This is a genomic window from Massilia sp. S19_KUP03_FR1 (assembly GCF_036688685.1).
Taxonomy (GTDB): domain Bacteria; phylum Pseudomonadota; class Gammaproteobacteria; order Burkholderiales; family Burkholderiaceae_D; genus JALYUM01.
Window position 1 is genome coordinate 1 of record NZ_JAQQPS010000004.1, and the last position, 25,966, is coordinate 25,966.

Annotated in this window: 27 protein-coding genes; 12 read left to right on the forward strand and 15 right to left on the reverse strand. The window is 63.3% G+C overall.

The features are described 5' to 3' along the window. Positions 1-363 precede the first annotated feature (363 nt). The 8 genes from V6M87_RS04970 to V6M87_RS05005 all read right to left on the reverse strand — a co-directional run bounded on the left by V6M87_RS04970 (position 364) and on the right by V6M87_RS05005 (position 10,328). On the reverse strand, positions 364-891 hold the full coding sequence (locus V6M87_RS04970; protein WP_332848643.1) for a hypothetical protein: 528 nt from the start codon (positions 889-891) through the stop codon (positions 364-366). Positions 892-1,101: 210 nt separating this feature from the next. Beyond that, positions 1,102-1,539 carry a hypothetical protein gene (locus tag V6M87_RS04975; RefSeq protein ID WP_332848644.1) on the reverse strand — a complete coding sequence of 146 codons (438 nt, stop codon included), beginning with the start codon at positions 1,537-1,539 and terminating at the stop codon, positions 1,102-1,104. Positions 1,540-2,000: 461 nt separating this feature from the next. Then, the gene (locus V6M87_RS04980) at positions 2,001-5,009 is read right to left on the reverse strand and encodes a sensor histidine kinase (RefSeq protein WP_332848645.1); all 3,009 of its coding nucleotides are present in this window, start codon (positions 5,007-5,009) and stop codon (positions 2,001-2,003) included. Continuing rightward, positions 5,006-5,632, reverse strand: coding sequence for a response regulator transcription factor (locus V6M87_RS04985; RefSeq protein ID WP_332848646.1), 627 nt, complete (start codon positions 5,630-5,632; stop codon positions 5,006-5,008). Before V6M87_RS04985 ends, V6M87_RS04980 begins: the two co-directional genes overlap by 4 nt. A gap of 145 nt (positions 5,633-5,777) precedes the next feature. Continuing rightward, complete coding sequence (locus V6M87_RS04990) at positions 5,778-6,599, reverse strand: alpha/beta fold hydrolase (protein ID WP_442920554.1); 822 nt, start codon at positions 6,597-6,599, stop codon at positions 5,778-5,780. A 123-nt stretch (positions 6,600-6,722) separates the two neighbouring features. Continuing rightward, positions 6,723-8,591 carry an amidohydrolase gene (locus V6M87_RS04995; RefSeq protein WP_332848648.1) on the reverse strand — a complete coding sequence of 623 codons (1,869 nt, stop codon included), beginning with the start codon at positions 8,589-8,591 and terminating at the stop codon, positions 6,723-6,725. 10 nt (positions 8,592-8,601) lie between these two features. Then, entirely contained in the window at positions 8,602-9,234 is a 633-nt protein-coding gene (locus tag V6M87_RS05000) for a response regulator transcription factor (protein WP_332848649.1), read from the reverse strand. Positions 9,235-9,356: 122 nt separating this feature from the next. Then, positions 9,357-10,328, reverse strand: coding sequence for an alpha/beta fold hydrolase (locus V6M87_RS05005; RefSeq protein WP_332848650.1), 972 nt, complete (start codon positions 10,326-10,328; stop codon positions 9,357-9,359). 137 nt (positions 10,329-10,465) lie between these two features. Here V6M87_RS05005 and V6M87_RS05010 point away from each other — a divergent pair, with 137 nt between their 5' ends. The 6 genes from V6M87_RS05010 (at position 10,466) to V6M87_RS05035 (ending at position 13,988) form a co-directional block, all read left to right on the forward strand. After that, complete coding sequence (locus V6M87_RS05010; RefSeq protein ID WP_332848651.1) at positions 10,466-11,158, forward strand: YoaK family protein; 693 nt, start codon at positions 10,466-10,468, stop codon at positions 11,156-11,158. A gap of 83 nt (positions 11,159-11,241) precedes the next feature. Beyond that, positions 11,242-11,934, forward strand: coding sequence for a hydrolase (locus tag V6M87_RS05015; protein ID WP_332848652.1), 693 nt, complete (start codon positions 11,242-11,244; stop codon positions 11,932-11,934). Between the two features lie 28 nt (positions 11,935-11,962). Further along, positions 11,963-12,226, forward strand: coding sequence for a XapX domain-containing protein (locus V6M87_RS05020; RefSeq protein ID WP_332848653.1), 264 nt, complete (start codon positions 11,963-11,965; stop codon positions 12,224-12,226). Then, positions 12,223-12,603, forward strand: coding sequence for a response regulator transcription factor (locus tag V6M87_RS05025; RefSeq protein WP_332848654.1), 381 nt, complete (start codon positions 12,223-12,225; stop codon positions 12,601-12,603). Before V6M87_RS05020 ends, V6M87_RS05025 begins: the two co-directional genes overlap by 4 nt. 10 nt (positions 12,604-12,613) lie before the next feature. Beyond that, a complete protein-coding gene (locus tag V6M87_RS05030) occupies positions 12,614-13,240 on the forward strand; it encodes a response regulator transcription factor (RefSeq protein WP_332848655.1) in 627 nt (208 codons plus the stop codon). Positions 13,241-13,331: 91 nt separating this feature from the next. Next, entirely contained in the window at positions 13,332-13,988 is a 657-nt protein-coding gene (locus V6M87_RS05035; protein ID WP_332848656.1) for a hypothetical protein, read from the forward strand. 54 nt (positions 13,989-14,042) lie between these two features. On the opposite strand, the gene V6M87_RS05040 is transcribed toward V6M87_RS05035, so the two are convergent. Both V6M87_RS05040 and V6M87_RS05045 read right to left on the reverse strand, forming a co-directional pair. Beyond that, a complete protein-coding gene (locus tag V6M87_RS05040; RefSeq protein ID WP_332848657.1) occupies positions 14,043-14,369 on the reverse strand; it encodes a DUF805 domain-containing protein in 327 nt (108 codons plus the stop codon). 3 nt (positions 14,370-14,372) lie between these two features. After that, positions 14,373-14,564, reverse strand: coding sequence for a hypothetical protein (locus tag V6M87_RS05045; protein ID WP_332848658.1), 192 nt, complete (start codon positions 14,562-14,564; stop codon positions 14,373-14,375). A 248-nt stretch (positions 14,565-14,812) separates the two neighbouring features. On the opposite strand from V6M87_RS05045, the gene V6M87_RS05050 reads away from it, so the two are divergent. From V6M87_RS05050 to V6M87_RS05065, 4 genes are all read left to right on the forward strand, one after another. Beyond that, the gene (locus V6M87_RS05050) at positions 14,813-16,816 is read left to right on the forward strand and encodes a glycoside hydrolase family 3 protein (protein WP_332848659.1); all 2,004 of its coding nucleotides are present in this window, start codon (positions 14,813-14,815) and stop codon (positions 16,814-16,816) included. Continuing rightward, positions 16,813-17,784 carry a glucokinase gene (glk, locus tag V6M87_RS05055; RefSeq protein ID WP_332848660.1) on the forward strand — a complete coding sequence of 324 codons (972 nt, stop codon included), beginning with the start codon at positions 16,813-16,815 and terminating at the stop codon, positions 17,782-17,784. The genes V6M87_RS05050 and glk overlap by 4 nt, the downstream gene beginning before the upstream one ends. After that, positions 17,781-18,992: a cation:proton antiporter gene (locus V6M87_RS05060; RefSeq protein WP_332848661.1), complete on the forward strand. Its 1,212-nt coding sequence runs from the start codon at positions 17,781-17,783 to the stop codon at positions 18,990-18,992. The genes glk and V6M87_RS05060 overlap by 4 nt, the downstream gene beginning before the upstream one ends. A 411-nt stretch (positions 18,993-19,403) precedes the next feature. Continuing rightward, complete coding sequence (locus V6M87_RS05065; protein WP_332848662.1) at positions 19,404-19,721, forward strand: H-NS histone family protein; 318 nt, start codon at positions 19,404-19,406, stop codon at positions 19,719-19,721. 133 nt (positions 19,722-19,854) lie between these two features. Here V6M87_RS05065 and V6M87_RS05070 read toward each other — a convergent pair whose 3' ends face one another. The 4 genes from V6M87_RS05070 to V6M87_RS05085 form a co-directional block, all read right to left on the reverse strand. Beyond that, the gene (locus V6M87_RS05070) at positions 19,855-21,471 is read right to left on the reverse strand and encodes a methyl-accepting chemotaxis protein (RefSeq protein ID WP_332848663.1); all 1,617 of its coding nucleotides are present in this window, start codon (positions 21,469-21,471) and stop codon (positions 19,855-19,857) included. 91 nt (positions 21,472-21,562) lie between these two features. Continuing rightward, complete coding sequence (locus V6M87_RS05075; protein WP_332848664.1) at positions 21,563-21,997, reverse strand: phosphate ABC transporter substrate-binding protein; 435 nt, start codon at positions 21,995-21,997, stop codon at positions 21,563-21,565. A gap of 15 nt (positions 21,998-22,012) precedes the next feature. After that, the gene (locus V6M87_RS05080; RefSeq protein WP_332848665.1) at positions 22,013-23,170 is read right to left on the reverse strand and encodes a hypothetical protein; all 1,158 of its coding nucleotides are present in this window, start codon (positions 23,168-23,170) and stop codon (positions 22,013-22,015) included. A gap of 749 nt (positions 23,171-23,919) precedes the next feature. Further along, entirely contained in the window at positions 23,920-24,180 is a 261-nt protein-coding gene (locus V6M87_RS05085; protein WP_332848666.1) for a hypothetical protein, read from the reverse strand. Positions 24,181-24,504: 324 nt separating this feature from the next. Between V6M87_RS05085 and V6M87_RS05090 the strand changes: the two genes are divergently transcribed. Then, positions 24,505-24,636, forward strand: coding sequence for a hypothetical protein (locus tag V6M87_RS05090; RefSeq protein WP_332848667.1), 132 nt, complete (start codon positions 24,505-24,507; stop codon positions 24,634-24,636). On the opposite strand, the gene V6M87_RS05095 is transcribed toward V6M87_RS05090, so the two are convergent. Next, on the reverse strand, positions 24,637-25,311 hold the full coding sequence (locus tag V6M87_RS05095; RefSeq protein WP_332848668.1) for a PEP-CTERM sorting domain-containing protein: 675 nt from the start codon (positions 25,309-25,311) through the stop codon (positions 24,637-24,639). It abuts the gene before it with no gap. Positions 25,312-25,495: 184 nt separating this feature from the next. Here V6M87_RS05095 and V6M87_RS05100 point away from each other — a divergent pair, with 184 nt between their 5' ends. Next, positions 25,496-25,963, forward strand: coding sequence for a hypothetical protein (locus V6M87_RS05100; protein ID WP_332848669.1), 468 nt, complete (start codon positions 25,496-25,498; stop codon positions 25,961-25,963). The last annotated feature ends 3 nt before the right edge of the window (positions 25,964-25,966 follow it).

The window sequence follows — 25,966 nt, forward strand, 5'->3', positions numbered from 1 at the left end:
CGGACAGGCCAGAGTCCTTGATTTCCTGTCGGATTTTTGGCGTCGTGCGGGCTTGGGGATGAATGCGTGAGCTCATGAAATGAAGTTTATGCGATCTGCTGTAGCCGGTGGAACGACCGCGGCGGCAAGCCGGCGATCAACTCGTCAAGCACGGCTTTGGCGCGGAACAACGCCATGCTGCGACGAGGAATATGATCACACGAAACTAAACACATAGACAGCCATCAGCTTCTGCGCGGTTGAATGATCCATTTTTTCAGGAAATTTTCATCGTAGAGTCATTGAATTGATCCGATTAGCCAACGGCCCCTCCCGGACAAAATCGGCCGGCCGCTGCCAGGCCGGTTTCGACCCGACGCGCATTCAGCCGCACGCGTCAACATGTTGAAATTTTTGGGATAAGGTCCAGCCGCTTTTACCAGTTTTGTTTCGTACCTGTTTCCACCAAACCATCTTGGCGCCGCGGCCATCGACACCCGGCATACCGGCAAGGTTGTTTCCGCTTCGATACACCTTTCCCTCGTACCAAAAGAGGTAAGATCCTTCACCCACTGGTGCAAGCATGTACACCACGTCACCGGCACTGAGGGAAAGCTGTGGCTGGTCGCTTCCGTCAATATAGCCATCATGTAGTTCCCGGTTAATCGTGACGGCACCAGCCTTTTCCGTCACGACCGCACCGTTGATGCCATCGACAGCGTCGCCACGATGCAAGCGAAATATCACCGCTGATTTTTCGCTGCGGTCTTTATGTACCGGGACGTCTCCGAGGGCCGTCCACTCGCGATAGGTGCAGCATTCAAACGGACACACGCCCCAACTTTCATAATGACGCGGCGGTGCTTTCTGAGCGAAAGATGGTGCGTTGCTAAATAACAGCACCGCAAACATGACGAAGCTTTTGATAACGTTCCCCTTATTTATGGACTTTGTTAATAACTGGAAGTTCAGAAATACCAGATTTGCAGAACTGGCCTGGCACTTGCGCCACGCATTTCACCCAACTTACGGTGACTCGTTAGCAGATGCTGGTATGGGATTGAATTCCTGCGACGACACCACTCCCGCGATCTTCCAACCATCGGCTGCGCGAACGACCAGCTAGCTCTCCTTGCCCCACATTTTCTTGTAGCTACCATTGACGACGGCATAGTCGAACCATACCTGCCCGACGTCACCATCGCTTTCGATGCGTACGTTCGACACAATCTCGTCGACCTTTGCCTCGGCCTTGGCAATCGCAGTGATAAATTTACGTGGGGTGGTGGAGTAGAGCTTGGAAGGCCGCTTCATTTGCGGTTGGGGCCGGTTTGCATACAGCCTTTCAATACTGGCATCGGTGGTGACGCCAGCAAAGGTAACGTCCTCTTTTACGAAAAGTTTTAGAAATGCTTCTTCGTCCTTGTTGACGATGGCGGAACGGAAGTTTTCAATCACACGCTCAATTTGCGCCTTGCTGTCCGCGACCTGCGCCAGCGCATGGTGTGGCGCTATGGCCAATCCGCCCAGCATCAAAGCGACCGATAAAAATCGGCTCATATATTCCCTGAGTTCATTGATCGTGCCCTCGCGGGGCAGGTTTGGGGGAGGGCAGGGCAAATGCCCGCTTTTGGCCGAATACCGTCGCTCGGCTTAGCATAACAGCAAGCTAAGCGTAAATCCAGCGGCCGCTACGACAGGCCGGCAAAGACCCAAATCGGATTGTTTTTACAGCTGCACGATCTGCTGTCGGAGGAATGTAAAGCTTGTTTCGCCAGCTGTCGATTCAATAGATCGCGTCCGAAGTAAAGCAGGCCCGGCAGGCAGGAAGCAGTGACGACGGCGCTCGCGCTCAGCCTGCGCAAGGAGCTTTCGCTAGCATCGGGATGCAGGGTAGTCGCGCAATCCACCAACCGCCGCTGAAAAAGTGGCGTAGAAGCAACTCAAACGCTGCGCTGCGGCGTGCCTGTGAGCGGCGTCGCACACAATGGCGTAAAACTGGCGCAGCCGGATGTGCCGGCCTACCTTGACCGGCTGCGCCACCTTGAACGGCCACCTTCATAGGCGCGCGCGGCAGCGATCGACAGCGTGACACTGGTTCCTGCGCCGGCCGCGCTGGTCACTGCCAGCGTGGCGCCGATCGTTTTGGCGCGCTCGCGCATGCCCAGCAGCCCCCAATGGCCGCTGCGGTAACCCAGCCGGCGTACCTCGTCGTCAAGGCCCTTGCCGTCATCCACCACGGCAACCGTGAATGTGTCGGCGTAATCGATCCGCACTGCGATGTGGGTGGCCCCTGCATGAATGAAGGCATTGCGCAGCGCCTCGGCCGCGACCTGGCCCGCTTCCATCAGCACGGCCGGCGCGAGTGTGCGCGCCGTGCCACGCACTTCCATGGCATAGGCAACGTCCGGATAGCATTGGCGCAGCGGTCCGGCGCTGCGTGCCAGCAGGCGCTCCAGCGTCTCGGCGCTCGCGCCACCGGCGCGCAGTTGCTCGACCTGATCGCGGCCTTCGACCAGCGCGTTGCTGGCGTCGACCAGCACGGTTTCGAGCCGCGCCCGGGTCGCGCTGTCGCCAGGCAGCGACTGCGCCATGGTGCGCACCCGCAGCATCAGCGCATTGACACTTTGCAGATAGGTGTCGTGCAAGGTGCGCGCGATGCGCTCGCGTTCGCTGGCGCGCACCTGCAACTGCGCGGACAGGCGCGCCGTCAGCAGCGCGATCCGGTAGCGGTACAGCCCCACGCCTGCCAGCAGCAGTAACAGAGCGCACAGCGCTTTGAACCAGGCGCTTTGCACGAGCGTCGGGGCGATGACGATTGCCTGGCTGATTTCGGCGGCGCTCGCGACGCCATCTTCATTGGTGGCGCGCAGGTGGAACCGGTAACTGCCCGGGGCGACATGCGTGTAGCTGACGCTTCTGCGGGTGCCGCCATCGACCCAGCCGCGGTCGACGCCCTCCAGCCACCAGGCAAAGCGGAGCGCTTCCGGACGGCGCAGCGCCGGCGCGGTGAAGGCGATATTGAAGTCCTGCGCAGCGGGCGGCAGCTGCACCGGCGCGCCGGCCAGTAGCGGCCAGGTGGCGGCGCCGCTGCTCACTTGGGCGATCTGCACGACCGGCGCGACCGGATTGCGCTGCATGCCACGCGTGTCGAGCTGCACCACGCCCTCGGTTGCGCCGATCCATAGCTGGCCGCCGGGCGCCTGCACCAGCGACGGCAGGCGACTGGCGGTGCTGGCCTGGCCCGGGTAGCCGTCGCGCGCGTCGAGCAGGGTATAACGCAGCACCTCGCGCCCTTGCGCCAGTGCGCGCGCCCAGTCGGCCGCGCGCACGTGGACCAGCCCGGCCGCGCCGTTGAACCAGCGGTCGCCGTCCGGCGTGATGGCCATCCCGGAGATATTGCGCAACACATCGGGCCGGTCGGTTCGCAGCAGCCGCAGCGCGCCCTGTTGCAGTACGGCCAGGCCATGTTCGCCGGCCACCATCACCTGCGGGCCGGCGAACACGGCGCTGGCGATGCCGGCGACGAGCGCGTCGTACCGGGTCAGTTTGCCGTCGTCGTACAGCGACAGGCCACCATCGCCATCGGCCAGCCACAACTGGGCGCGCGCGCCCGCCGCCGAGATGACGATTTTCGCGGGCAGGTTGAAGGCGCTGCGCGGTCGCCACTGGCCGTCCACGTAACCCATCAGGCCGGTCTCGTAGGCCGCCATCCACAGTACCTTGCCGTCGTCGAGCAGGCCGAGCACGTGGAGGTCCGCCGCCTGGCCGTCGCGGCCCGGCGGCAGCGCGATCTGCGTGACCGCGCCGTGCAGGCGCCGTTCGATGCTGCGCTTGCCTGCCAGCAGCAGGGCGCCGTCTGTCGCCGTACCGACCACGCGGGCATAGCGTCCCGGCTGCAGGACCGGCGCGCCGCCGGCAGTCAGACGGAACAAGGCGCCGCTGCCCGCGAAGGCGGCCCACACCGCGCCGTCGGCATCGGCGGCCAGGCTGACCGGCCCGCCGTTGTCCGGCAGGCCGCTGTGGAGGAGGCGGTTGGCCTGGTAGCGATCCAGGCCACGATCAGTGGCGATCCAGACATTGCCCTCGCGGTCTTCCAGAACCTGCTCGGTGTTCGCACTGGAGATGTCCGGCGGCGCGGCAAGGTGCTGGCCGCGGCCGATCGTCTCGATCACGGCAGCTTGCGCGCTGGCCGCCGGCAGCACGCAAGCGCCGGTCGGGCAGTGCAGCTGCCATAGATTGCCGTGGCGGTCGAACTGGCCGCCCCAGCGCGCTTCGGACTGGTTGGCGCGCGGGGCGCGCGCGCGCACGGCACCGCTCGACACCTGCACCAGCGCGCCGGCCCGCGTGGCCCAGACGCGGCCGTCCGGCGACTGCAGCAGCGCGCCGGACACACCTGGCGGCGCCACGGCGGCAAAACGATTATTCTGGCGGTCGAGGCGCCACGTTTGTCCGGCAAACGTGGCCCACAGGGTACCGTCCTGGTCGCGCAGCAGGCTGCGCACACGCTCGACCGGCCAGGGGGCGCCATCGACCACGCGCTGCCAGGCGCCGTCGACCAGGTGAAACACGCCCACATTGCTGGCTGCCCACAGGCTGCCATCGCTGTCGCTGGCCATGGCGTTCACGGTGCCGACCGGAAGCTGGGTCGAGTCGGCGATATCGTCGAAGCGGCCGCCCGCGCGCAGTACCGACACGCCACCGAATACGTGGGCGATCCACAGCTCGCCGTTGTCGGCCACGTGCATGGTGTTGATCTGGCGCCGCGCCAGCATGCCGCGCGTCGGCATGGCCACGTGCTCGAACGCGACGCCGTCGAAGCGGTACAGGTCATCGGCTGTGCCCAGCCACAGCCAGCCGTCCGGGGTTTGCGCCAGCGCCGAGATCTGGGCCGGTAGCCCTTCGCTGGCGCCCCAGCTGGTGTGGCGATAATCGCGCAGCGGGGCGGCCCCTGCGCAGCCGACCGCCATCAGCAGCCCCAGCCCCGGCAGAACCAGTGCCAGCAGCCTGCGCAAGCGCGGGATGCTCACAGCGTGATGTACCCGCGCTGCACCGCAATGGCCACGGCGTGCGTGCGGTCGTTGGCGCCCAGCTTGGCCAGGATCGTGCTCATATGCGTCTTGACGGTCGCTTCGCGGATCGCCAGCGCGGCGCCGATGGCGCGGTTCGAGTGGCCGCACGCGGCCAGGCGCAGGACGTCCAGTTCACGGGCCGAGAGGGTGTCGCTGATGGCGTGTGCCGCCAGTTCGCGCGTGAGCGCCGGCGAGATGACCTGGCGGCCCGCGCAGACGGCACGGATGGTCGTCAGCAGTTCGGTGCCCAGCACATCCTTGAGCAGGTAGGCGGCTGCGCCGGCGCGCAGGGCGGCGCTGACGCGCGCATCGCCGCCGAAGGTGGTCAGCACGATGATGCGGGCGTCGGCCTGCAGCTTGCGAATGGCGCCGATCGCCGCGACGCCATCGCTGCCCGGCATTTGCAGGTCGAGCAGGCACAGGTCGGGGCGCTGCTGTGCATATTGCGCCACCGCCTCGATGCCGTCTGCGGCCAGGGCGACGACAGTGATGTCATCCTGGCTGGACACGAGTGCGGCGATGCCCTCGCGCATGAGCGGATGGTCGTCGGCGATCAGGACGCGGATGGCAGGTGCTGTCATTGAGGTGTGCATGGGCGAAAAGCGCAAGGATACCCGAATGGCGCGCACCGTGTCCAAGGGCCTTGCCAGCTATTTTCTGGACAAAAAAACGCCGCGTGAACCACCGCGGCGCAAGGCTTGGAGAGAGACAGGTTTTACAGCATGCTTATTTGCGCAGGAACGCCAGCAAGTCTTCGTTCAGCTGGTCCTTGTGCGTGGCCGGAATGGCGTGCGGCGCGCCCGGATAGACATGCAGGGTACCCTGGGGCAGGAAGGTCATCGCGCGCTCGCCGGCAGTCTTGATCGGCACGATCTGGTCGTCGTCGCCGTGCACCACGAGGGTGGGAATGGTCATCTTTTTCAGGTCGTCCGTGAAATCGGTCTCGGAGAACTGCTTGATGCAGGCATAGGCGCTGTGGATGCTGCACTGCATGCCTTGCAGCCAGAACGTTTCGCGCATGCCTTCCGAGATCTTGGCGCCGTCCCGGTTGTAGCCGAAGAACGGGATGGTCAGGTCACGGAAGAATTGCGCGCGGTCGGCCTTGACGCCGGCACGGATGCCGTCGAACACCGCCATCGGCAGGCCGTCCGGGTTGGTGGGCGATTGCACCATTTGCGGCGGCACAGCTGCCACCAGCACGGCCTTCGCGACGCGCCCCACGCCATGGCGGCCGATGTAGCGCGCCACTTCGCCGCCGCCGGTCGAGTGACCGACCAGCATGACGTCGTTCAGGTCAAGCGCCTCGAGCAACTGGCCCAGGTCGTCCGCGTAGGTGTCCATGTCATTGCCGTGCCAGGGTTTGCTGGACAGCCCGTGGCCGCGGCGGTCGTGCGCGATGACGCGGTAACCGTGCTGGGCCAGGAACATCATCTGGTCTTCCCAGGCGTCGCCCTGCAGCGGCCAGCCGTGGCTGAATACGACGGCGGGACCGTGGCCCCAGTCGGTGAAGTGGATCAGGGTGCCGTCGCGAACGGTAATGCTGTTGATGGTGTGGTTGCTCATGGGATTTCCTTTCAAGAAAAAAGTAAATGGCGGCGCGATGCCGCGTGAAGAGGCAAGCGATTCTCGCGCGCTCGCCTGGCCCGGCCTAGCTATACAAAAGGATACAACCTAGAACGCAAAGCAACTGCACCCGAGCGCGCCCCAGAAGCCGCCATGGCTGGCCACCGGCACGTTCGACTTGCGCGCCACGTCGTGCGCGTGCGCGTGCACGCCGCAGGCGCCCCGGCACTGGTGCGGCAGTCTGGCCAGCGCCTGGGGCGGGGCGGCCCGGTAGTGTCCCGGCACCTGGGCCACGGGCGACCAGTCGGGCAGCACGGGAATCGGCGGCGGTCCCAGCGAAGAAAACTCCGCCTGCCCGTACACCACCCTGCCGCCGACGATGGTCAGCACCGATTCGATGTCGCGGATGGCTTCTTCGGGAATGCTGAAAAAATCGGCCGACAGGACCGCGACATCGGCCAGCATGCCCTCGGCAATGCGGCCCTTTTTACCCTGCTCGCTGGAGAACCACGCGCTGCCGCTGGTCCACAGTTCGATGGCCGTCGCGCGTGACAGCCGGCCGGCTGCGTCAGCCAGGCGCAGACCGCCGACGGTCTTGCCGGATACCAGCCAGTACAGCGCCGTCCACGGGTTGTAGCTGGCCACGCGCGTGGCGTCGGTGCCGCCGCCCACCGGAATGCCGGCGTCGAGCATGCGTGCGATCGGCGGTGTGGCCTTGGCCGCCTCGGCGCCATAGCGGTCCACGAATGCTTCGCCCTGGAACGCCATCCGGTGCTGGATGGCGATGCCGCCGCCCAGCGCTTTTACCCGGTCGATGTTCTTGTGGGAGATTGTTTCGGCGTGGTCGAACATCCACGTCAGGCCATTGAACGGGATCTCGCGGTTGACCTTCTCGAACACGTTCAGCATGCGCTCGATCGACTCGTCGTAGGTGGCGTGCAGGCGGAACGGCCAGCGTTTTTCGACCAGGTGGCGCACCACTTTTTCCAGCTCGTCTTCCATGCCGGGCGCCAGGTCGGGACGCGGTTCGACGAAATCCTCGAAATCAGCCGCCGAGAACACCAGCATTTCGCCGGCCCCATTGTGGCGGTAGTAATCGCTGCCCTGGCCTGGCGTCACCATTGCCGTCCACTTTTTAAAATCGTCCAGTTCCTGGCCCTTGTTCTGGGTGAACAGGTTGTAGGCGATGCGGATGGTCAACTGGTCGTCGCGCGCCAGTTGATCGACGACGGCATAATCGTCCGGATAATTCTGAAAGCCGCCGCCGGCGTCGATGGCGCTGGTCAGGCCCAGGCGATTGAGTTCACGCATGAATTGCCGTGTCGAGTTCACCTGCAGCTCGCGCGGCAGGGTCGGGCCCTTGGCGAGCGTGGCATATAAAATCATCGCGTTCGGGCGGGCGATCAGCATGCCAGTCGGGTTGCCGGCGCTGTCGCGCACGATTTCGCCGCCCGGTGGATTGGGCGTGTCCTTGGTGTAGCCGATCACGCGCAATGCAGCGCGGTTGAGCAGGGCGCGGTCGTACAGGTGCAGCACGAAGACCGGGGTGTCGGGCGCCGCGCTGTTGAGGTCGTCGAGCGTGGGCATGCGCTTCTCGGCAAACTGGAAGCTGTTCCAGCCGCCCACCACGCGCACCCATTGCGGGTGCGGCGTGCGCTCGGCCTGGTGTTTCAGCATGCGCAGGGCGTCGGCCAGCGAGGGCACGCCTTCCCAGCGCAATTCGAGGTTGTACATCAGGCCGCCACGGATGACGTGAATGTGCGAGTCGTTCAGGCCAGGAATCACGGTGCGCCCGTTCAGGTCGATCACCCGGGTGGCCGGGCCGCGGTGGCGCATGACTTCGTCGGCGTCGCCGACGGCGGCAAACTTGCCGTCCCGGATGGCGAGCGCGGACGCTTGCGGATTGGTCCTGTCGACGGTGTGAAAGCAGCCGTTGATGAGGATCAGCTGCGCCGGGGGGATGGTGGATGGCTGCATGTTCTCTCCATTAGTAAGGGTGGACCAGGCCGCGCTTGACAGCCACGCTGGCGGCTTCGGTGCGGCACGAAACGTTCAGCTTCGAGAGGATGTTGTTGACGTGATACTTGACGGTGCCGACACCGATGCCGGCCACGCGGGCGATGACCTTGTTGCTCTTGCCGGCACTGAGGTAGTGCAAGATTTCCAGCTCGCGCGGCGACAGCTGGTTGCCTTTGATGCGCCCGGCCAATTTTGCCGCCAGCGCTGGCGGCAGGTAGTTGCGCCCGGAAACCACCTGCGCAATGCACATGGCAATCTGCTCGAAGTCGGCGGTTTTCAGCAGGTAGCCGGACGCGCCGGCCAGCAGCGCGCGGTACACATCTTCTTCGGCCTCGCTGGCGGTAATGACGATGATGCGGGCCGCGGGATGCAGGGCGCGCACGCGGGTGATCGCCTGCAGGCCGCCGCCGGGAATATGCAGGTCGACCAGCAGGATGGCGGGACGCAGCTGGTCAAAAGCGGCCAGTGCGCTGTCGGCGTCGACGGCCTGGCCGGCCAGCGCCAGCGAAGGTTCGGATTCGATCAGGGCGACCAGGCCGGCCAGGACCAGCGGGTGGTCGTCGACCACCAGCACCGAGATAGGAGTGTCGGGTGGATGCATGTGCAGCGCCTCATTTCCTTAAAAGTAGCAGAAATGGCCGAATGACGGACCAAAAGCATGCTGTCATTCTGCGCAGGCGCTGCGCTTGCGTCCAGCTATACAAACAGATACCGGGGCGCGCGTTACGCTTTCAGGAAGGCCAGCAGGTCGGCGTTGAGCTTGTCCTTGTGCGTGGCCGGCAAGCCGTGCGGCGCGCCCTCGTAGATAATCAATTTGGCGTTCTTGACGATCTTTGCCGACGTCCTGGCGGACGCGTCGATCGGTACGATCTGGTCATCGCTGCCGTGCACAATGAGGGTCGGCACGTCGATTTTCTTCAGGTCGGCCGTGAAATCGGTCTCGGAAAACTGTTTGATGCAGTCATACGCGTTTTTCAGGCCGCACTGCATGCCTTGCGCCCAGAAGGTGTCGATCAGGCCTTGCGACGGCTTGGCGCCGGCGCGGTTAAAGCCGTAAAACGGCACGGCCAGGTCGAGGAAAAACTGGCCGCGGTTGGCTTGCACGCCGGCGCGGATGCCGTCGAACACGCTCATCGGCAAGCCGTTCGGGTTGGTCGGCGATTTCACCATCTGCGGCGGGACGGCGCCCACCAGCACGGCCTTCGCCACGCGCCTGGTGCCATGGCGGCCGATGTAGCGCGCCACTTCGCCACCACCAGTCGAGTGGCCGACCAGCATGGCGTTCTTGATGTCGAGCGTGTTCAACAGCGTGGCCAGGTCGTCGGCGTAGGTATCCATGTCGTTGCCGTTCCAGGGCTGGCTGGACAGGCCGTGGCCGCGCCGGTCGTGCGCGATGACACGGTAGCCTTGCGAGGCCAGATAAAACATCTGGTCTTCCCAGGCGTCGGCCTGCAAGGGCCAGCCGTGGCTGAACACGACCGGCTGGCCGGCGCCCATGTCCTTGTAGTGGATGCGGGTGCCGTCGGCGACGACGACATAGCCGCCGCCGGTACCGACGACCGAGCCCTTGCCGGCCCTTGCCGGCACAGCTGCACTGGCGCTGGCCTGCACTGCGGCCAGGCCGGCGCCGGCGGCGCCGAGGGCGGTCTTGACGAGCATGCTGCGGCGCGAGGATGGTTGATCTTGACGGTTCATATTGCTACCTTTCGGGAGGAGGGTGGGGGAGGATTTCAACGCCAGCATAGGGGCCGGCGCGCCATCTGCCACTAGCCAAAAGGGAGGGGTCGAAGGTCCACAGATCCGTTAGCATCAAGGTTCACAAGGAGGCACCTATGGCAGCAAACCGCAGCCGCACGCAGGGCATCGCCCTGAGCTTTTTGGCGGGCTATGTCGATACGCTCGGGTTCATTGCCCTGTTCGGCCTGTTCACCGCCCACGTTACCGGCAACTTTATTTTGATCGGCGCAGCGATGGCCGATCCTGGCCACACATCGCTCCTGTTCAAATTCCTGGCGTTTCCGGCGTTTATTCTCGGCGTCGCCGTGATGCCCGTGCTGGTGGCGTGGACCAGGCGGCGCGCGGTGCGCGCCTTGCCGCTCGCTTACGGCTTGCAACTGCTCTTGCTGGCCTCGTTCATGCTGTTCGGCATGGCGGCGATGCCGCTGGGCGACGCGCCCTCGCACCTGGCGATGGCGGCCGGCCTGTGCGGCGCCGCGGCCATGGGCGTGCACAGCGGCACCAGCCGCCTGTTGCTCAGCGAGCTGGCGCCGACGTCGATGATGACCGGGAACGTCACGCAGGTCGTCATCGACACGGTCGACTACCTGCGCGGCGAACGCGGGCCTGGCATCGGGGCGCGCTGCGCCAAGTTCGTCTGGCCGGTGCTCGCGTTCGGCGTCGGCGCGATCATCGCGGCGTTTGCGTGGCACGCGATCGGCTTCATCGCCCTGGCGGCGCCGCTGCTCATCCTGGCGGTCCTGATCTGGAAGGAACTGGCGGCACCTGCCGTGGTCTCACCAGGATAAGCCTATACCTACGGATACTGGCGCCGTGACGGCGCCGCTTTTACCATGCATTTCATCCTCCACCATCACGAAAGGGAACTACCGTGAACAACCCGAAACTCGACGTGCTCACCCCCACCAATTGCCAGATGATTTTCATCGACCAGCAGCCGCAGATGGCCTTCGGCGTGCAGTCGATGGACCGCCAGGCGCTGAAAAACAATGTCGTGGGCCTGGCCAAGGCTGCCAAAGTTTTCAATATTCCGACCACCATCACGACCGTCGAATCCGAGAGCTTTTCCGGCTTCACCTATCCCGAACTGCTCGATGTATTCCCGGGTCAGGAAACCCTGGAACGCAGCTCGATGAATTCGTGGGACGACCAGAAGGTGCGCGATGCGCTGGCCAAAAACGGCAAGAAAAAAGTCGTCGTGTCCGGCCTCTGGACCGAAGTGTGCAACAACAGTTTTGCACTGTGCGCGATGGCAGAGGGCGACTACGAAATCTACATGGTGGCCGATGCCTCCGGCGGCACGTCAAAGGAAGCGCACGACTACGCCATGGCGCGCATGATCCAGGCCGGCGTGGTCCCGGTGACGTGGCAACAGGTGCTGCTCGAATGGCAGCGCGACTGGGCCAACAAGGACACCTACAACGCCGTCATGGCCATCGTGCGCGAACACTCCGGCGCCTACGGCATGGGCGTCGACTACGCCTACACGATGGTGCACAAGGCTGCCCAGCGCGCGGTCGGCGCGCACGCCATGCTGGCGCCGGTACCGGCGCCGCTGGCCTGATCATCCACCAGGCGCAAGGGGAGAACACATGAAGCTGTACATCGTATCGCTGGCCGCGGGCCTGCTGGTCGGCATCATCTATGCCTTGTTGCAGGTGCGCTCCCCGGCGCCGCCCGCGATCGCCCTGATCGGCTTGCTGGGCATCCTGGCGGGTGAACAGCTGGTCCCGATCGCAAAGCGCCTGATCGCCGGCGAGCCGGTTACCGTCGCCTGGCTGCGCCACGAGTGCGTCGCGAAGATCACCGGCGTGGACACTGCGCCGCCCGACCAGACGGGCAAGGAGAACGCGTGAATCTGGGCCTGGCCCTGGTTTGCGTGGTCGACGACGACGATGGCGTGCGTGACGGCATGTGTAATTTGCTGGCGTCGGCTGGCTACGACACGGTCGCCTTCGCATCGGCCGAGACATGCCTCGATTTCGCCCGCCTGGCGAACGTGAAGCTCGCCTTGTTCGACGTGCGCCTGCCGGGCATGGATGGCTTCGCACTGCATCACGCGCTGCTGCAGCGCGGCTTCCAGGTGGCCGTGCTGTTCGTCAGCGGCCATGCCGACGCCGACATGGCGACCCGCGCGCTGCAAGCCGGCGCCATCGCGCTGCTGCAAAAACCGGTCGATGCGGACACGCTGCTGTGCATCGTCGAGCGCGCACTGGGAACCGGCGCGGTATAGTGGCGCCACCATGCATCCCGTTCCCCTGGTTTTTGTCGTCGACGACGACGCCGCCGTGCGCGCCTCACTGGTCAGCCTGCTCGAGTCAGACGGCTACCAGGTGCAGGCGTTCGCCTGCGCGCGCGACTTTCTTGCCACGCCCTTGCCGCTGGCGCCCACCTGCCTGATCCTCGACATGCACATGCCGGCCCTGGACGGCATGGAGGTGGTGGCCGAACTGGCGCGTGTGGAGGCCGGTATCCCGGTCATCTTCCTCACCGGCTTCGGGTCGATTCCCATGTCGGTGCAGGCCATCAAGGCCGGCGCCACCGAATTTCTCACCAAGCCGGTCCAGCCCGAGCAACTACTCGATGCGGTGCGCATGGCCCTCGAGGCCGATCTGGCGGCGCTGGCGCAGCGCAGCGAACTGGCCGCCTTGCGCCAGCGCCACGCCAGCCTGACACCGCGCGAGCGCGAAACACTGGCGCTGGTCATCGGCGGCCTGCTCAACAAGCAGGTGGCCGACGCCATGGGCATCAGCGAAATCATGGCCAAGACACACAAGCGCAAGGTCATGGAGAAGATGGCGGCCCGCTCGCTGCCAGACCTGGTGCGTTCTTGCGAGCGGCTGCAAATTGTCAGCAGCCGGCACCGGTGAAGCCGTCGGCTAAAATGGTGCCATGACGAATCCCACACCCGCATTACCCAAGCTGCCGTTTCGCGCCACACTCGACGAAAGCTGTGCTTGGATGCTTGAACAAACCGGCTCGCCCTGGACGCTGGCGCGCCTGGTCGAGCATGACATCACCCCCTACGTCTGGCTTGACTACGACGCCGCCTTGCCGGAACTGTTCGGCGAAGCGAACGGCGGTTATGCCGCGCCGATCTTTTTTGAGGGCGATATCGCGCGCCTGCTGGCGGGCAGCGACGACGTGCTCATTACCATCACCAAGGATGCGTACAAGATCGTCGCGCGCCTGCCCGCGCCGGGTTTTACGCGCCAGCGGCATGAACTGCGCTTCCTCGGAAAAGAACTGGAACGCCTCGTGGGCCGCCTGAAACATGCGGCCGCGGCGCCGCCGCCGAAAGTGGCGACGGCGCAGGAATCGAAGGCAGGGATCAACGCCGCCCAGGTGATGACGGCGTTTGCGGGGCTGGTCAAGATCGACCTGCAACAGGCTTTGCTGGAAGCGTGCGGCGTGTTCGGCGACGAGGGCGCGCGCGTCAAAGCCAGCGTGAAGAAGGGTAAGGCAAATACGGTGTGGAATCCGATTACGCTGGCACTGGGACTGAATGATCTCTACCGCGTGCCGCTAGGGCGCCTGGCCCGGGCGTTTGTCGCGCATGACTTCCTGCACGAATGGAAGTACGAATGGGATCAAACGCTCGCCTTGCTCGGCAAGTAGTCAAGCGCGGTAGCGATTCTCAGGCGCAGTTTGCGCAGTCCGCGCGCGCATGGTTCAGTTGGCAGCGCCGCCGTACCGGTTCGCCTTGCCATCCTGCACCCAAAACACCACCAGCACGATCCAGCCGATGACCGGAATAAACCACAGCAGCTGCAGCCAGCCGCTGCGGTCCGTGTCATGCAGGCGGCGGCAGCCGACGGCAATGGCAGGCAGCATAATCGCCAGTGAAACGAGGAGGTTCAGGTTGCTGCCGAGCATGCGGGCAAGCAGGCTGACGATGACCTGAAACAGGAAAAACCACCAGAATTCGGACACGCTCGCAGTGCCATCGAAGGTGGCGTATTTTTTGAAACAGGTCGAAATCGAATCAGTGACCGTCATGGTTTAACCCTGGTGATGGCGCTGCTTGCGTTGGAATCGCGCGCATAGAGCCAGCGCGGAAAAAAAGAAAACTGCCGCGCAAACGGCGACCGCAATCGGGTGCAGATTTTGCTGCGTCAACACGCAAAAGCTCAGCGGAAAGAGAATACCGAAAACGACCGTGGCGGCCAGGGCAGCTACATATTTGTTCAGCATGGCGCGTCTCGGCGAGGGCGGTGTAAAGCGATATATTAGCGTTAGGAAACTTTTAAACGCAAGTTAAACTGTACCGGCAGTCGTTTTATGGGGAATTGCCGGCAGCGGGCGGCGCCAGTCGCCCTTGCCGATCTGCCAAGCTTGCACGGAACGTGGTTTAATCGCGTCTGGCGGGTCGTGCGCACCGCCGTTGAAGAATAACAGTATCGATTTCCGCTCAAGCGGGGACGACCATAACAGAGACAAGCATGAAAACCACCCTACGCACTTCCCTGGCGCTCGCCTGTGCAATCGCATTTCCTGCCTGCGCCGCCGCGGCGCCCGCCTGGCCCGCCATCCGCAGCACGATCCCGCACGACGCGGCGCACGACGCGGCGCTCGACGCGCGCGTGCGCGCCATCGTGGCGGGCATGACCCTGGCCCAGAAGATCGGCCAGATGACCCAGGCCGAAATCAAGAGCGTCACGCCGGACGACGTGCGCAAGTATTACCTCGGCTCGGTCCTGAACGGCGGCGGCAGCTGGCCAAACAATAACAAGCGCGCCAGCGCCGCCGACTGGGTCGCGCTGGCCGACCAGTATTACCACGCCTCGATGGCCACCGATATGACGGTCAAGGTGCCGGTGGTCTGGGGGATCGACGCCATCCACGGCCACAGCAATGTCTACGGCGCCACGCTGTACCCGCACAATATCGGCTTGGGCGCCGCGCGCGACCCGCAACTGGCGCACGCCATCGGCGCCGCCACCGCCAGGGCGGTACGCGCCACCGGCATCGCCTGGGTGTTCGGCCCGACCATCGCCGTGGTCCGCGACGACCGCTGGGGCCGCACCTACGAGAGCTTTTCGGAAAATCCGCTGCTGGTCGCATCCTATGCCGGCCCGTACGTCGCCGGCTTGCAGGGTAAGCTTGCCGGCGACGGGTTTGTGCTGGCCACCGCCAAGCACTTCATGGGCGATGGCGGTACCGACCAGGGCCGTGACCGCGGCGTAACGAAAGCGTCGCAGGCGCAGATGATGCAGATCCACGCGCAGGGTTATTACACGGCGCTGGGCGCGGGCGCGCAGACGGTCATGGCCTCATTTAATAGCTGGAACGATGTGGGCGCCGGCGTCGATTACGGCAAGGTGCACGGCAGCCGCGCCGTGCTGACCGACATCCTGAAAACCAGGCTGGGATTCGACGGCTTCGTGGTGAGCGACTGGAATGGCATCGGCGAAGTCCCCGGCTGCAAGGACGACAGCTGCGCGCAGGCCATCAACGCCGGCATCGACATGGCCATGGTGCCGGAGCAGTGGAAGTCCTTCATTGCCAACACCATCGCGCAGGTGGAAAGCGGCGACATTCCGATGGCGCGCATCGATGACGCGGTGAGCCGCATCGTGCGCGTCAAACTGCGCGCGGGCCTGTTCGACAAGCGGCCGTCGCAGAACGCCTGGGCCGGCCGCCAGGACGCGCTGGAGGACCGCGCGCTGGCGCGGCGCGCCGTGCGGGAATCGCTGGTGCTGCTGAAGAACCAGGGGCCGACCCTGCCGTTGAAAGCCGGCACGCGCATCCTGGTGGTCGGCAAAAGCGCGGCCAGTCTGTCGAACCAGACCGGCGGCTGGTCGCTGACCTGGCAGGGCACCGAGAATACGAATGCCGACTTTGCGCATGCCGACACGATTCTGGCCGGGATCGAACAGGCCGCCGGCGCGGGCAAGGTCACCTATAGCCTGGATGCGGCCGACGTCGACGTGCGCAACTACGACGTCGTGATCGCTATCGTCGGCGAGCGCCCCTACGCGGAAGGCGAGGGCGACATCGGCTTGATGGGCACCCTGCGCCACAGCAGCCGCTATCCCGAGGACCTGGCCGTGCTGCAGGCAGTCGCGGGCCGTGGCAAGCCGGTTATCACGGTGTTGGTCGCCGGCCGGCCGCTGTACGTCAACGATTTGCTGAATCTGTCGGACGTGTTTGTCGCCGCCTGGCTGCCCGGCACCGAAGGGCGCGGCGTGGCCGATTTGCTGCTGGCAGGTGGACAAGGCCATGGGTTTACCGGCAAACTGTCGTTCTCCTGGCCGGCGTCCGCCTGCCAGGCGAGCCTGAACGTGGGCGATGCCGGCTATGCGCCGCTGTTCGCCTACGGTTATGGCTTGTCCACGTCCACCCGATCGAAACTCGCGCAATTGACTACATCCTTCCCCGCTGCCGGCTGCGGCGCCAGCAATAGTTCATCCATCAACCATCCTGTCAGCCTGGTGCAGCCATGAGCGCACCACGCCTGCTGGCCGATATCGGCGGCACCAACGCGCGTTTCGCACTCCAGGTCGACGGTAATTTGCAGGCGATCGGCGTGCTGGCCTGCGCCGCCTATCCGACACTGGGGGCTGCCATCGATGCCTACCTGGCGTCGGCCGCCGCGCAGGGATACGCCACCGCGGCCATCCGCCACGCGGCCATTGCGATTGCCAATCCGGTCGAGGATGACCTGGTGCGCATGACCAACCACCACTGGAGTTTTTCGGTGGCGCGCTTGCGCATGGAGCGCGAGTTGCACACGCTGCTGGTGGTCAACGATTTCGCCGCGCTGGCCATGGCGCTGCCGTTTTTGCAGCCCGGGCAACGCGAACGGATCGGCACCGGCCCGGGCGGCGGCGCCGGCTTGTCGGGACGGCCGATCGGTTTGATCGGGCCGGGCACCGGGCTCGGTGTGGCCGGCGTGGTGCAGGCCGGCGCACGCTGGACCGCGCTGGCGGGCGAGGGCGGCCACGCCAGTTTTGCACCCGGCACCGACGACGAGATCGTTTTGCTGCAGGCCTTGCGGCGCGAGTTCGGCCACGTCTCGGCCGAACGCCTGCTGTCAGGCATGGGGCTCGAGCTGATCCACCGCACCCTGGCCGGCGAGTCCTTGCCGGCAGCGAGCATCAGCGGGCGGGCACTGGGCAGCAACGACGCCGCGTGCGTGCGCAGCATCGCCTGTTTTTGCGGGGTGCTGGGCAGCGTGGCCGGCAACGTCGCCCTGACGCTGGGCGCCACCGGCGGTATGTACATCGCTGGCGGCATCGTGCCGCGACTCGGCAAACTGTTTTTCCAGTCGTCGTTTCGCCAGCGCTTCGAAGACAAGGGCCGGCTGGCACCGTACCTGGCGCGCATTCCCACCTGGCTGATCACCGACCAACACCCGGCGCTGATCGGCGTGGCCGCCATGCTGGCCGAAAAAATCGACGGGGCCGCGTGAACACCACCGAGATCTTCCTGCTGGCGATGCTGCTGATCTTTGCGCTTCCTTACCTGATCTGGCGGCTGGGGAACCTCGATTATTGGGCGCCGCTGGTAGTGGTGCAGATTTTGACGGGCATCCTGCTCGGTCCCGGTGTGCTGGGGCGGGCCTATCCCGAGTACTACCAGTTCGTGTTCAACCCACCCGTCATCGGCGCCTTGAACGGCATCGCGTGGTGGGCGGTGATGCTGTTCGTGATGATCGCCGGGATCGAACTCGATTTGAAATCGGCCTGGCGGCACCGGCGCGAAAGCACCATCACGGCCTCGCTGGCACTGGGCGTACCGCTGCTGTTCGGCAGTGGCGCCGGCCTGGGCCTGCTGGGCTACGCCGGCTGGATGGGGCCGCAGGCGATGTCATGGCAATTCGTACTCGGCATCGGCATGGCCTGCGCCGTGACAGCGCTGCCGATCCTGGTGCTGCTGCTGGAAAAACTGGCCATCCTGCGCCAGCCGATCGGTCAGCGCATCCTGCGCTATGCCAGCCTGGACGACATCGCCATCTGGGCCGTGCTGGCGCTGATTCTGCTCGACTGGCAACGGGTCGGACGCCAGGCCGGCTTCCTGCTGGCGTTCGCCGTGGCCACCTGGCTGTTGCGGATCATGATGCGGCGCTTGCCGGCGCGCGACCGCTGGTACGTGGCGCTGATCTGGCTGGCCATGTGCGCCTTCGGCGCCGACTGGTCTGGCCTGCACTTCATGGTCGGGGCCTTCCTGGCCGGCGTGGTGATCGACGCCGAGTGGTTCGAGCAAGCGCAGATGGATCTGCTGCGCAGTCACGTGCTGCTGGCGCTGATGCCGGTGTTTTTCCTCTCCACCGGACTGCGCACAAAGTTTGGCATCGACGGCGCCGTGGGCGGCTACGCCGTGTTCGCGGCGGCCGGCGTCTTGCTGGTGGCGTCGGTCGGCGGCAAGCTGATCGGTGTGCAGATCGCCGGCAAGATTCTCAAGTGGGAACCTGGCGAAGCGGGCATCATTGGCTGGCTGCTGCAAACCAAGGCGCTGATCATGATCATCTTTGCCAACATCCTGTTGGACAAGCAGATCATCACGGCCGCAAGCTTCACGGCGCTGCTGTTGATGGCCGTGGCCAGCACCATGCTGACGGTGCCCATGGTGTATCCGCGCTTGCACCAACTGCGCGCGCTGTTGTGCAAAGCGGCCTGATGACGTGATATCCAGTATTGTCGGCGTTTCGTCTTCGCTGCTTGCGCATGGATGACGCGCAATTGCAGGGACGACAGGAAAGGCTGCGACTGTATTCCGCAATTAATAATGGCATCGCGCGTAAATCAGGCTGTGCTTAATCGGTGGAGTAAAATGCGAGAAGTAAGTCGCGCATGCGCCGCAGTGGATCGCCGTTGACGTGTCCTTGCAGTATTTGCTGCTCACTTATTTTTTGTAAAAGCGTGTAAAGGCCAGTCGCGCGGGCGCGCTGTTTTTTATCATCGTGGCAGGAAGTTGACGCGAGCATCGGTCAAAACTGCACTCGACTATCCGAATCGGGTATGATTCGCGCTATCGGGTTTCCCCTGTTTTTTTATTCACCGACGTTCAACTCTTTCTGAAGGCCTAACCATGCAAGACCTGTCAACTTATTCTCTTTCCAAATTGCGCGCCCTTGAGGTCCAGGTGGTCGAGGAGTTGAAAACGCGACATTTCCTGAGTGTCAGCAAAGCCCGCGAGCAAATTCTTCACATCGCGCAGGGCGCTGGCATTTCGGTTAAGGAATTGATGTCTGGCAAATCGGCACCACGCGCCAAATCGGCACCGGCGGGCGCCAAGTTCCGCAATCCAAACGATGCGTCGCAGGAATGGAGCGGCCGCGGCCGCCAGCCAAACTGGATCAAGGCCTGGACCGCGTCGGGAAAAAGTATTGACGACGCTAAAATTTGAGCCATAAAAACCATTGCAAGCCTGCTGGTTTGCAGTGAGTTGAATTGCCGTTGCGCGGGTTTCCCACGCAGCGGCTTTTTTTCGCCTTGCTATTTTGTTATCTCGGCGATATCGCTATTTCCGTTTTTCTATTTCACACCGGTTCGCGTTTTAGCAGCAGCGTCGCCTTCGCGCCATTGCCCTGGTCAATATGCGCAAACGCCGGTTTGACCACATCGCGGGTTTTGCTGGCTGCGGCCGACAGGATGAATACGCCCACCGCGTCGGACAATTGGATGGCCTGTTCCTGCATCGATCCAGCCGCCGCTGCCGCTTGTTCCGTCATGGCCGCATTGCGCTGAGTCGATTCATCCATTTCATTGACGCTGGCATTCAAGGTTTCCAGTCCGGTGCTCTGGTGCCGGCTCGACTCGCTGATTTCGCGAATCAGGCTGGTTACCTGCTGCACTGCACCGACCACTTCATTGATGGTTTTGCCGGCATCCTGCACCAGCGCAGAGCCGGTGGCAACCTTGTTGACCGAATCGACAATCAGACCCTTGATTTCTTTGGCTGCGCCGGCGCTGCGCTGGGCCAGGTTACGCACCTCGCTGGCGACGACGGCAAAGCCGCGCCCTTGTTCGCCGGCGCGGGCCGCTTCCACAGCCGCGTTCAGGGCCAGGATATTGGTCTGGAACGCGATGCCGTCGATCACGGCGATGATCTCCACGATCTTCCTGGCCGAGGCGCTGATGTCGTCCATGGTGCTGACCACCTGTCCGACCGCGGCGCCGCCGCGCACGGCCACGTCACAGGCGCGGTTGGCCTGGTCGGTGGCGTGGCGTGCGCTCTGGGCGTTTTGCTGGACCGCGCCGGTCATTTCCGTCATCGAGTGGGCGGCATGGCCCAGGTTCAGCGCCTGTGCTTCGGTGCGTGAGGACAGCTCCGCATTGCCGCTGGCAATTTCGGCCGACGCATGGCGGATTTCCTCGGCGGACATCTTGATCTCGCCGACGATGCCCTCCAGGCGCAGGCGCATCTCGGACAGGGCCGCGAGCAGGCTGTTCGGCTGACGCTGATCGAACACGATCTGCATCGACAGGTCGCCGGCGGCAACCGCACGTGCGATCCCGGCCGCATACTCGGGCTCACCGCCCAGTTGCTGCCAGATGGCGCGGATCACAAAGTGGGCGACGATGGCCAGCGCCAGGATCACCAGCACGGCTGCGCCAATACTGACCAGCTGCACCATGCGTACGCTGGCGGCGCTGGCACTGATGCCGGCGGCAAACTGCTGCTTGCCGGCAGCAATCGTGCGGTCCAGGTCGGCGGCGATGGTGTTGAATGTTTTTTGCATGCCGGCGATCTCGACGGCGGTGTCGCCGGTGTCGATTTCCAGCATGATGCGCGCGGTGCGTTTGCCTTGCACGGCATAGGCCTTGAAATCCCTGGCCAGAATGGCGCCGCTGTCCTGGTTGCCTGGCAGTGCGCTGAACAGCGCAAATTTGGCGTCCAGTTTGGCGACGTTGTCGTCGACGCTGTCGAGGCGCTTCTTGTCGCCTTCCATGACGGCGTTTTTGAGGTCGTCAGCCAGCGCCTGCACGTCGGTGCGCAGGATTTGCGACTGGGACAGTATGGCGTAGTCGACCTTGCCGGTGCGTTCGATGGTCGCCTGCGCCGTGTTGGCGAAGTAGGAGGACACGGCGATGCCAATGCCGAAAATGACGACGGATATAACTGGCAGCGACCAGATCCTGCTCTTGATGTTCATGATAACTTTCCTTGTGCTAAACGGGCGCGGGCGACAGCCTGCATGGCGGACCGGACTTCCGGCCCGCCATGCAGGCTGCTTTAGCGCGCTGTTACTTGATCGTCAGCAGTGGTTTGACGGTTGCGTCGAGGGCCGCCTTGTCGATGTAAGCGACCATGTTGGGATTGCTGGCCAGCTGCGCTTTCACGGCGGCGCTGTCGGCCACTGCTTTCGGTGGCTGCCCCTTGCCGGAAAAAATCTGCTTGGACCAGTAGGCCTTCAGCTGGGCGCCGCTCTTGCCGGCCGTTTTCTGGTAAAACTCGTCGCGAACTGCGGCGCCTTCGGCCTGGTCGATCGGAACCGCGGCGCCGGCGCCCGGCAGCGTGGTGCTGCGGCCCAGGAAGATGTCGGCAGCTTGCTCCTGGGTCAGGGCGGTGGCAGGGCTTTTGGCTGAGACGACGACGAGCACTTCAGCCGAGGCGGCCAGGCAAGCTGAGGCGAGCAATGCAACTGCCACTGTGGTGCGATAGAAGGTAAATGTGGGCATGGTGTCGTCTCTCAATTAGTAGATGAAGTCGAGGGCCAGGGTGGCGATATTGCCGCTGCTGCCGGCCAGGCCAGGCTTGGCGTTGACAAAGAATCCGGCGCTTTTTGCACCCAGCGCCACGTGCTCGAGCTGGAGCTTCAAGTCCATGTTTTTGTAGAAGTCCCAGCGCACGCCGGCTGCGGTGGTGCGCTGGGCGCGCGAGGCGGCCATGGTGCTGTTGCCGACCCGCGAGTACGCCAGGTAGGGCGTGAATGCGTTATAGCGATAGCCGCCGATGGCGTTGAACGCGCGCTCCGAGCCCGGCGGCATGCCGAACAGCGGCGCGGAAATCCAGCGCTTGAGCAGTGCCACTTCGCCCTGCACGAACCAGGTGCCGGGGTCGTAGATCGCGCCCAGGCTGTAGTTTTTATAGCCGATCAGCAGGTCGCTGCCGTAGCTGGCAGGCAGCTCGAAGACCAGTTGCGAAATGTGGGCGCTGGCGCGGATGGTCAGCGCGCCCTTTTCAACGGTATCCGAGATGCCGCGCATTTTGCGCATCGAGAACTCGGTGGTGGTGCCGCCGGCGCTCGGGGCCTTGATGCCCTTGGCGCGGCCGAACCAGGCCTGCACGGTATTGCGGAAGCCGCCAAACGACTGGCTCCATTTGCCGTCGATGCCGTCGGAATTGGTCAGGCCATACAGGCTGTAGGTTTCCTGTGGCGCGCGGGCCCAGGTATTGGCGTAACCGACCAGGCGGGTGTCAGACACCAGGAACGATGGCAGGGCGATGCGGCCGACGCGCACGCTCAGGTCCGGTGTGAACGCGTACTTGATGTTGGCCCATTCGATATGCGGCTCGAAGCTGTTTTCTGCCGTCATCGAACTGACCACCTGCAGCACGCCCGACCAGTGCTCGTCGATCTTCGCATCGACCTGCATGGCCGCCAGGGTGTCGGTGGTGGCCGACCATTGCTTTTTCGTGCCGGCGCCAGTGGGCTGGAATGGGTTGACGGCGAAGTCGCCATTGTCGAAGGACGACGTGTTCACGCCGAGCGTGCCGAAGCCGCCCACGGTAAAAATCTTGTTGCTGTCATCGGCCAGCGCGGCACCCGGCAGGGCGGCCAACGCAAGCGGCAGGGCGAGTTGGCGCAGACGGCGCGTGGTGCGGGGAAATTGGGCGTGCAAGGTGTTCATAATATTCCTGGTCAAATCAAAGAGATGTTGCAGTTAAAATTGCTTCCTATGCAACATCGGGGTTTCTATAACAGTTCATACGGCAGCGACCGATGCCAGTGAGTCTCGTTCAATCTGCGGTGCCCGCTCACTGCAATCATCACCAATACTCACATCACCAAAGCGAAAGCTGACGCCATCCGAGCGCAGTCGAACGAATCGTGGCGTGTGGTGCAAGGTAGGCGCAGTGCGGCGGAACGGTTTTGCAGCATGCTTGCGCATGCAGGCGGCACCTGTCCCTGCCTATGTCAGAGGCAGGCCTGGATATCACCGTTCAACTCCCCGGAAAGGGGGCGCGAAGGGAGGATAATTACTCTCAAGATAACTACTAGTCAGGCGATATCGAGAGTATATAGTTGATTCGCGACAATATACACACTTTGTTACAGCTTCGTTGTTTCCTTGCAACTTGTCTTGCTTTGAAGGTTGCAAGCGGAACACCTGCTGCGCTTGTGCCGGTGATGTCATGTGGGGGGCGGAAACGGTCGGATTGCGCATGGCGCGCAAAACGCGATGACAGATTCTTGATTTGATTGGTTCCCGGCTTCTCCTGCAAGTTCATCCTGGCGCTGGGCGCTGCGTACGCGCTGACGGCTGCTGGGCTCGCTTGGTTTGGGTGGCCTGCGCACGGTTGAGAAAATCATGGGCGTCGTATAGCCGGCAGGGATACGCCACCAAGCTGGAGGTGGCGATGGCCGGCTGCCGGTGCTCTACTTCAACGGCCAGAACCACGCCCCTTTACTTGTCCAGTAGCAGTCAGTCGTACACGCGAGTACGCCGCCGTACAGGGACGAGACAACGTCAATATAGCCGTGGTCATCAACGCCCGGGATCAGCCGAAAAAATGACACTACCCGGCTCCGCTGGCCGATCTGATCAGCCATCCCGCTACCGCCGAATTTCTCCGGCTTGCCCAGCATTAACGGCCGCGCCAGGATCAGCGACAGCCGGGCCTGTCCGGGCTCGATCAAGGACTCAGCCGGGGAAGAAGCTATAGCCAAAATTACGAACTAAACTATTTATATAAAATGCCTCAAATAGTTTGACACTTTCCGAACCTGCTGGCCCACAGCGACACGTATGGCAAATGGACTGAACAACGCGTCGATCTCGTGCACGGCGAAGCACGTCAGCATGTAAGGCTCCGCGCAAACATTCATGCCACATCTCTTCCCCGGGCATGAAGGAAGAGAAGCATCCGCCGAAAGTCACGCTGAAGCCGTTTTGGTGCCGTTGCCACCGGCGGGGAGCCGACCAGGCAGGACATCATCGACGCGCACGGCCGGCTTGCGCAGATGCAGATCGATCTGGATAACCGCGAGAAGGACTTGACTATGCGCGACGTAAAGTTCGACAAGGACCGCGCCGAGTTCGACGCCAAGGTAGCAGGCGCTGCTCGACGCAGCGCCATAAAACGGGGGCGCTAGTTACGCCTCCTTGGAACGGCGACGCGCCGCTACGAGTCCGAATGCACCCAAACCCAGGAGTGCCAGACTCGCCGGCTCGGGAATATCGCGATCTAAATTTGACGAACCAGCAATCTCAGGTATTCGAGTGTTGCTACCTGGAAGCGCGACGAACGTAATATTGTCAAGACGATCAGTATTGAAGAAAACCTGTGTTTCGGCGCCGTTCGAATAGAACGAGTAGCTTCCCATTTGGCTTGGATGAATATATCGATAACCTCTATCGATGCAGGACGCTTCTGTGCTGCAAAAAGGATTTAGATTGGATGTAATATATTGACTATCGGAAATTCCTCCGTAATTAATGTAGGAGTACGAGCCATCCAGTTCTGTATTTTCAGCAGCGTTAAACTTAATCAAGTACGCGACGCCTTCACCGAACAGGTTCGCTGCGATCGTCATGCCCGCTCCGCCTTTTACATACGCGCCTGCTTCATTCAAAGCAGCGATCGCATTGAAGTGAATTCCATAGTTGTAGCCGAGCGAGTAGCCAAGGCTGTCCGTCCCGCCGTTGTAGAAGTCGGCGACGTTTGCCGTGTTGCCGACACCCTGAAAAGTGATCACTGGGATCGCTTGAGCGGTGCCGGTTGCGCCAAGAGCAGCAAGCAAGACAGCGGCAAGGGTATCTTTAGTCATTCGTTTCTCATGGTTGTTTTTATGGAATTGACTTAAGAGCAATTGTTGTGCCAGAGTCGATTCGTTATAAAAATCAAAGGCTTAAAATTCCTGCGATCTCCCAGTGTAAAAAATTCTGACTAGCAATCACCCGTATTGCATAAGTTTCAGCGAATTATTAACGATATCTTCAAAGGCTCACACGATGATTACCCGATCCCGCATCACACTGCTCCTGGCCGCCGCGCTGCTGGCCGCCCGCGCAGCCGCAGCCGGCGCCATCACCGATGTGCGCTTCCAGAATACCGGCGCCGCCCAATTGAACGTGCCCGTCACCTTCGGCCAGATATTCGCCGCCGGCGACATGAAGAAGTCCGACGTCCTGGTCGGCAAGCTGGCCGGCGCCACCGTGCCGCTGCAGGTCGACGTCAAGGCCACGCACGCCGATGGCAGCGTGCGCCACGCGATCATTTCCGCCATCGTCCCGACGCTGGCCGCCGGTGCCACCGGCGCGATGACGCTGAACACTGGCGGCACGGCGGCGGCAAGCCGCGCCACGCCCGCCGATCTGCTGGCCGCTGGCTTCACCGCCTCTGCCGCCGCCACTATTGCCGGCGTCAAGTACACCGCATCGGCTGACCAGCTGCTGAAAGTCGGCGCCAAGGCCACCTAGCTG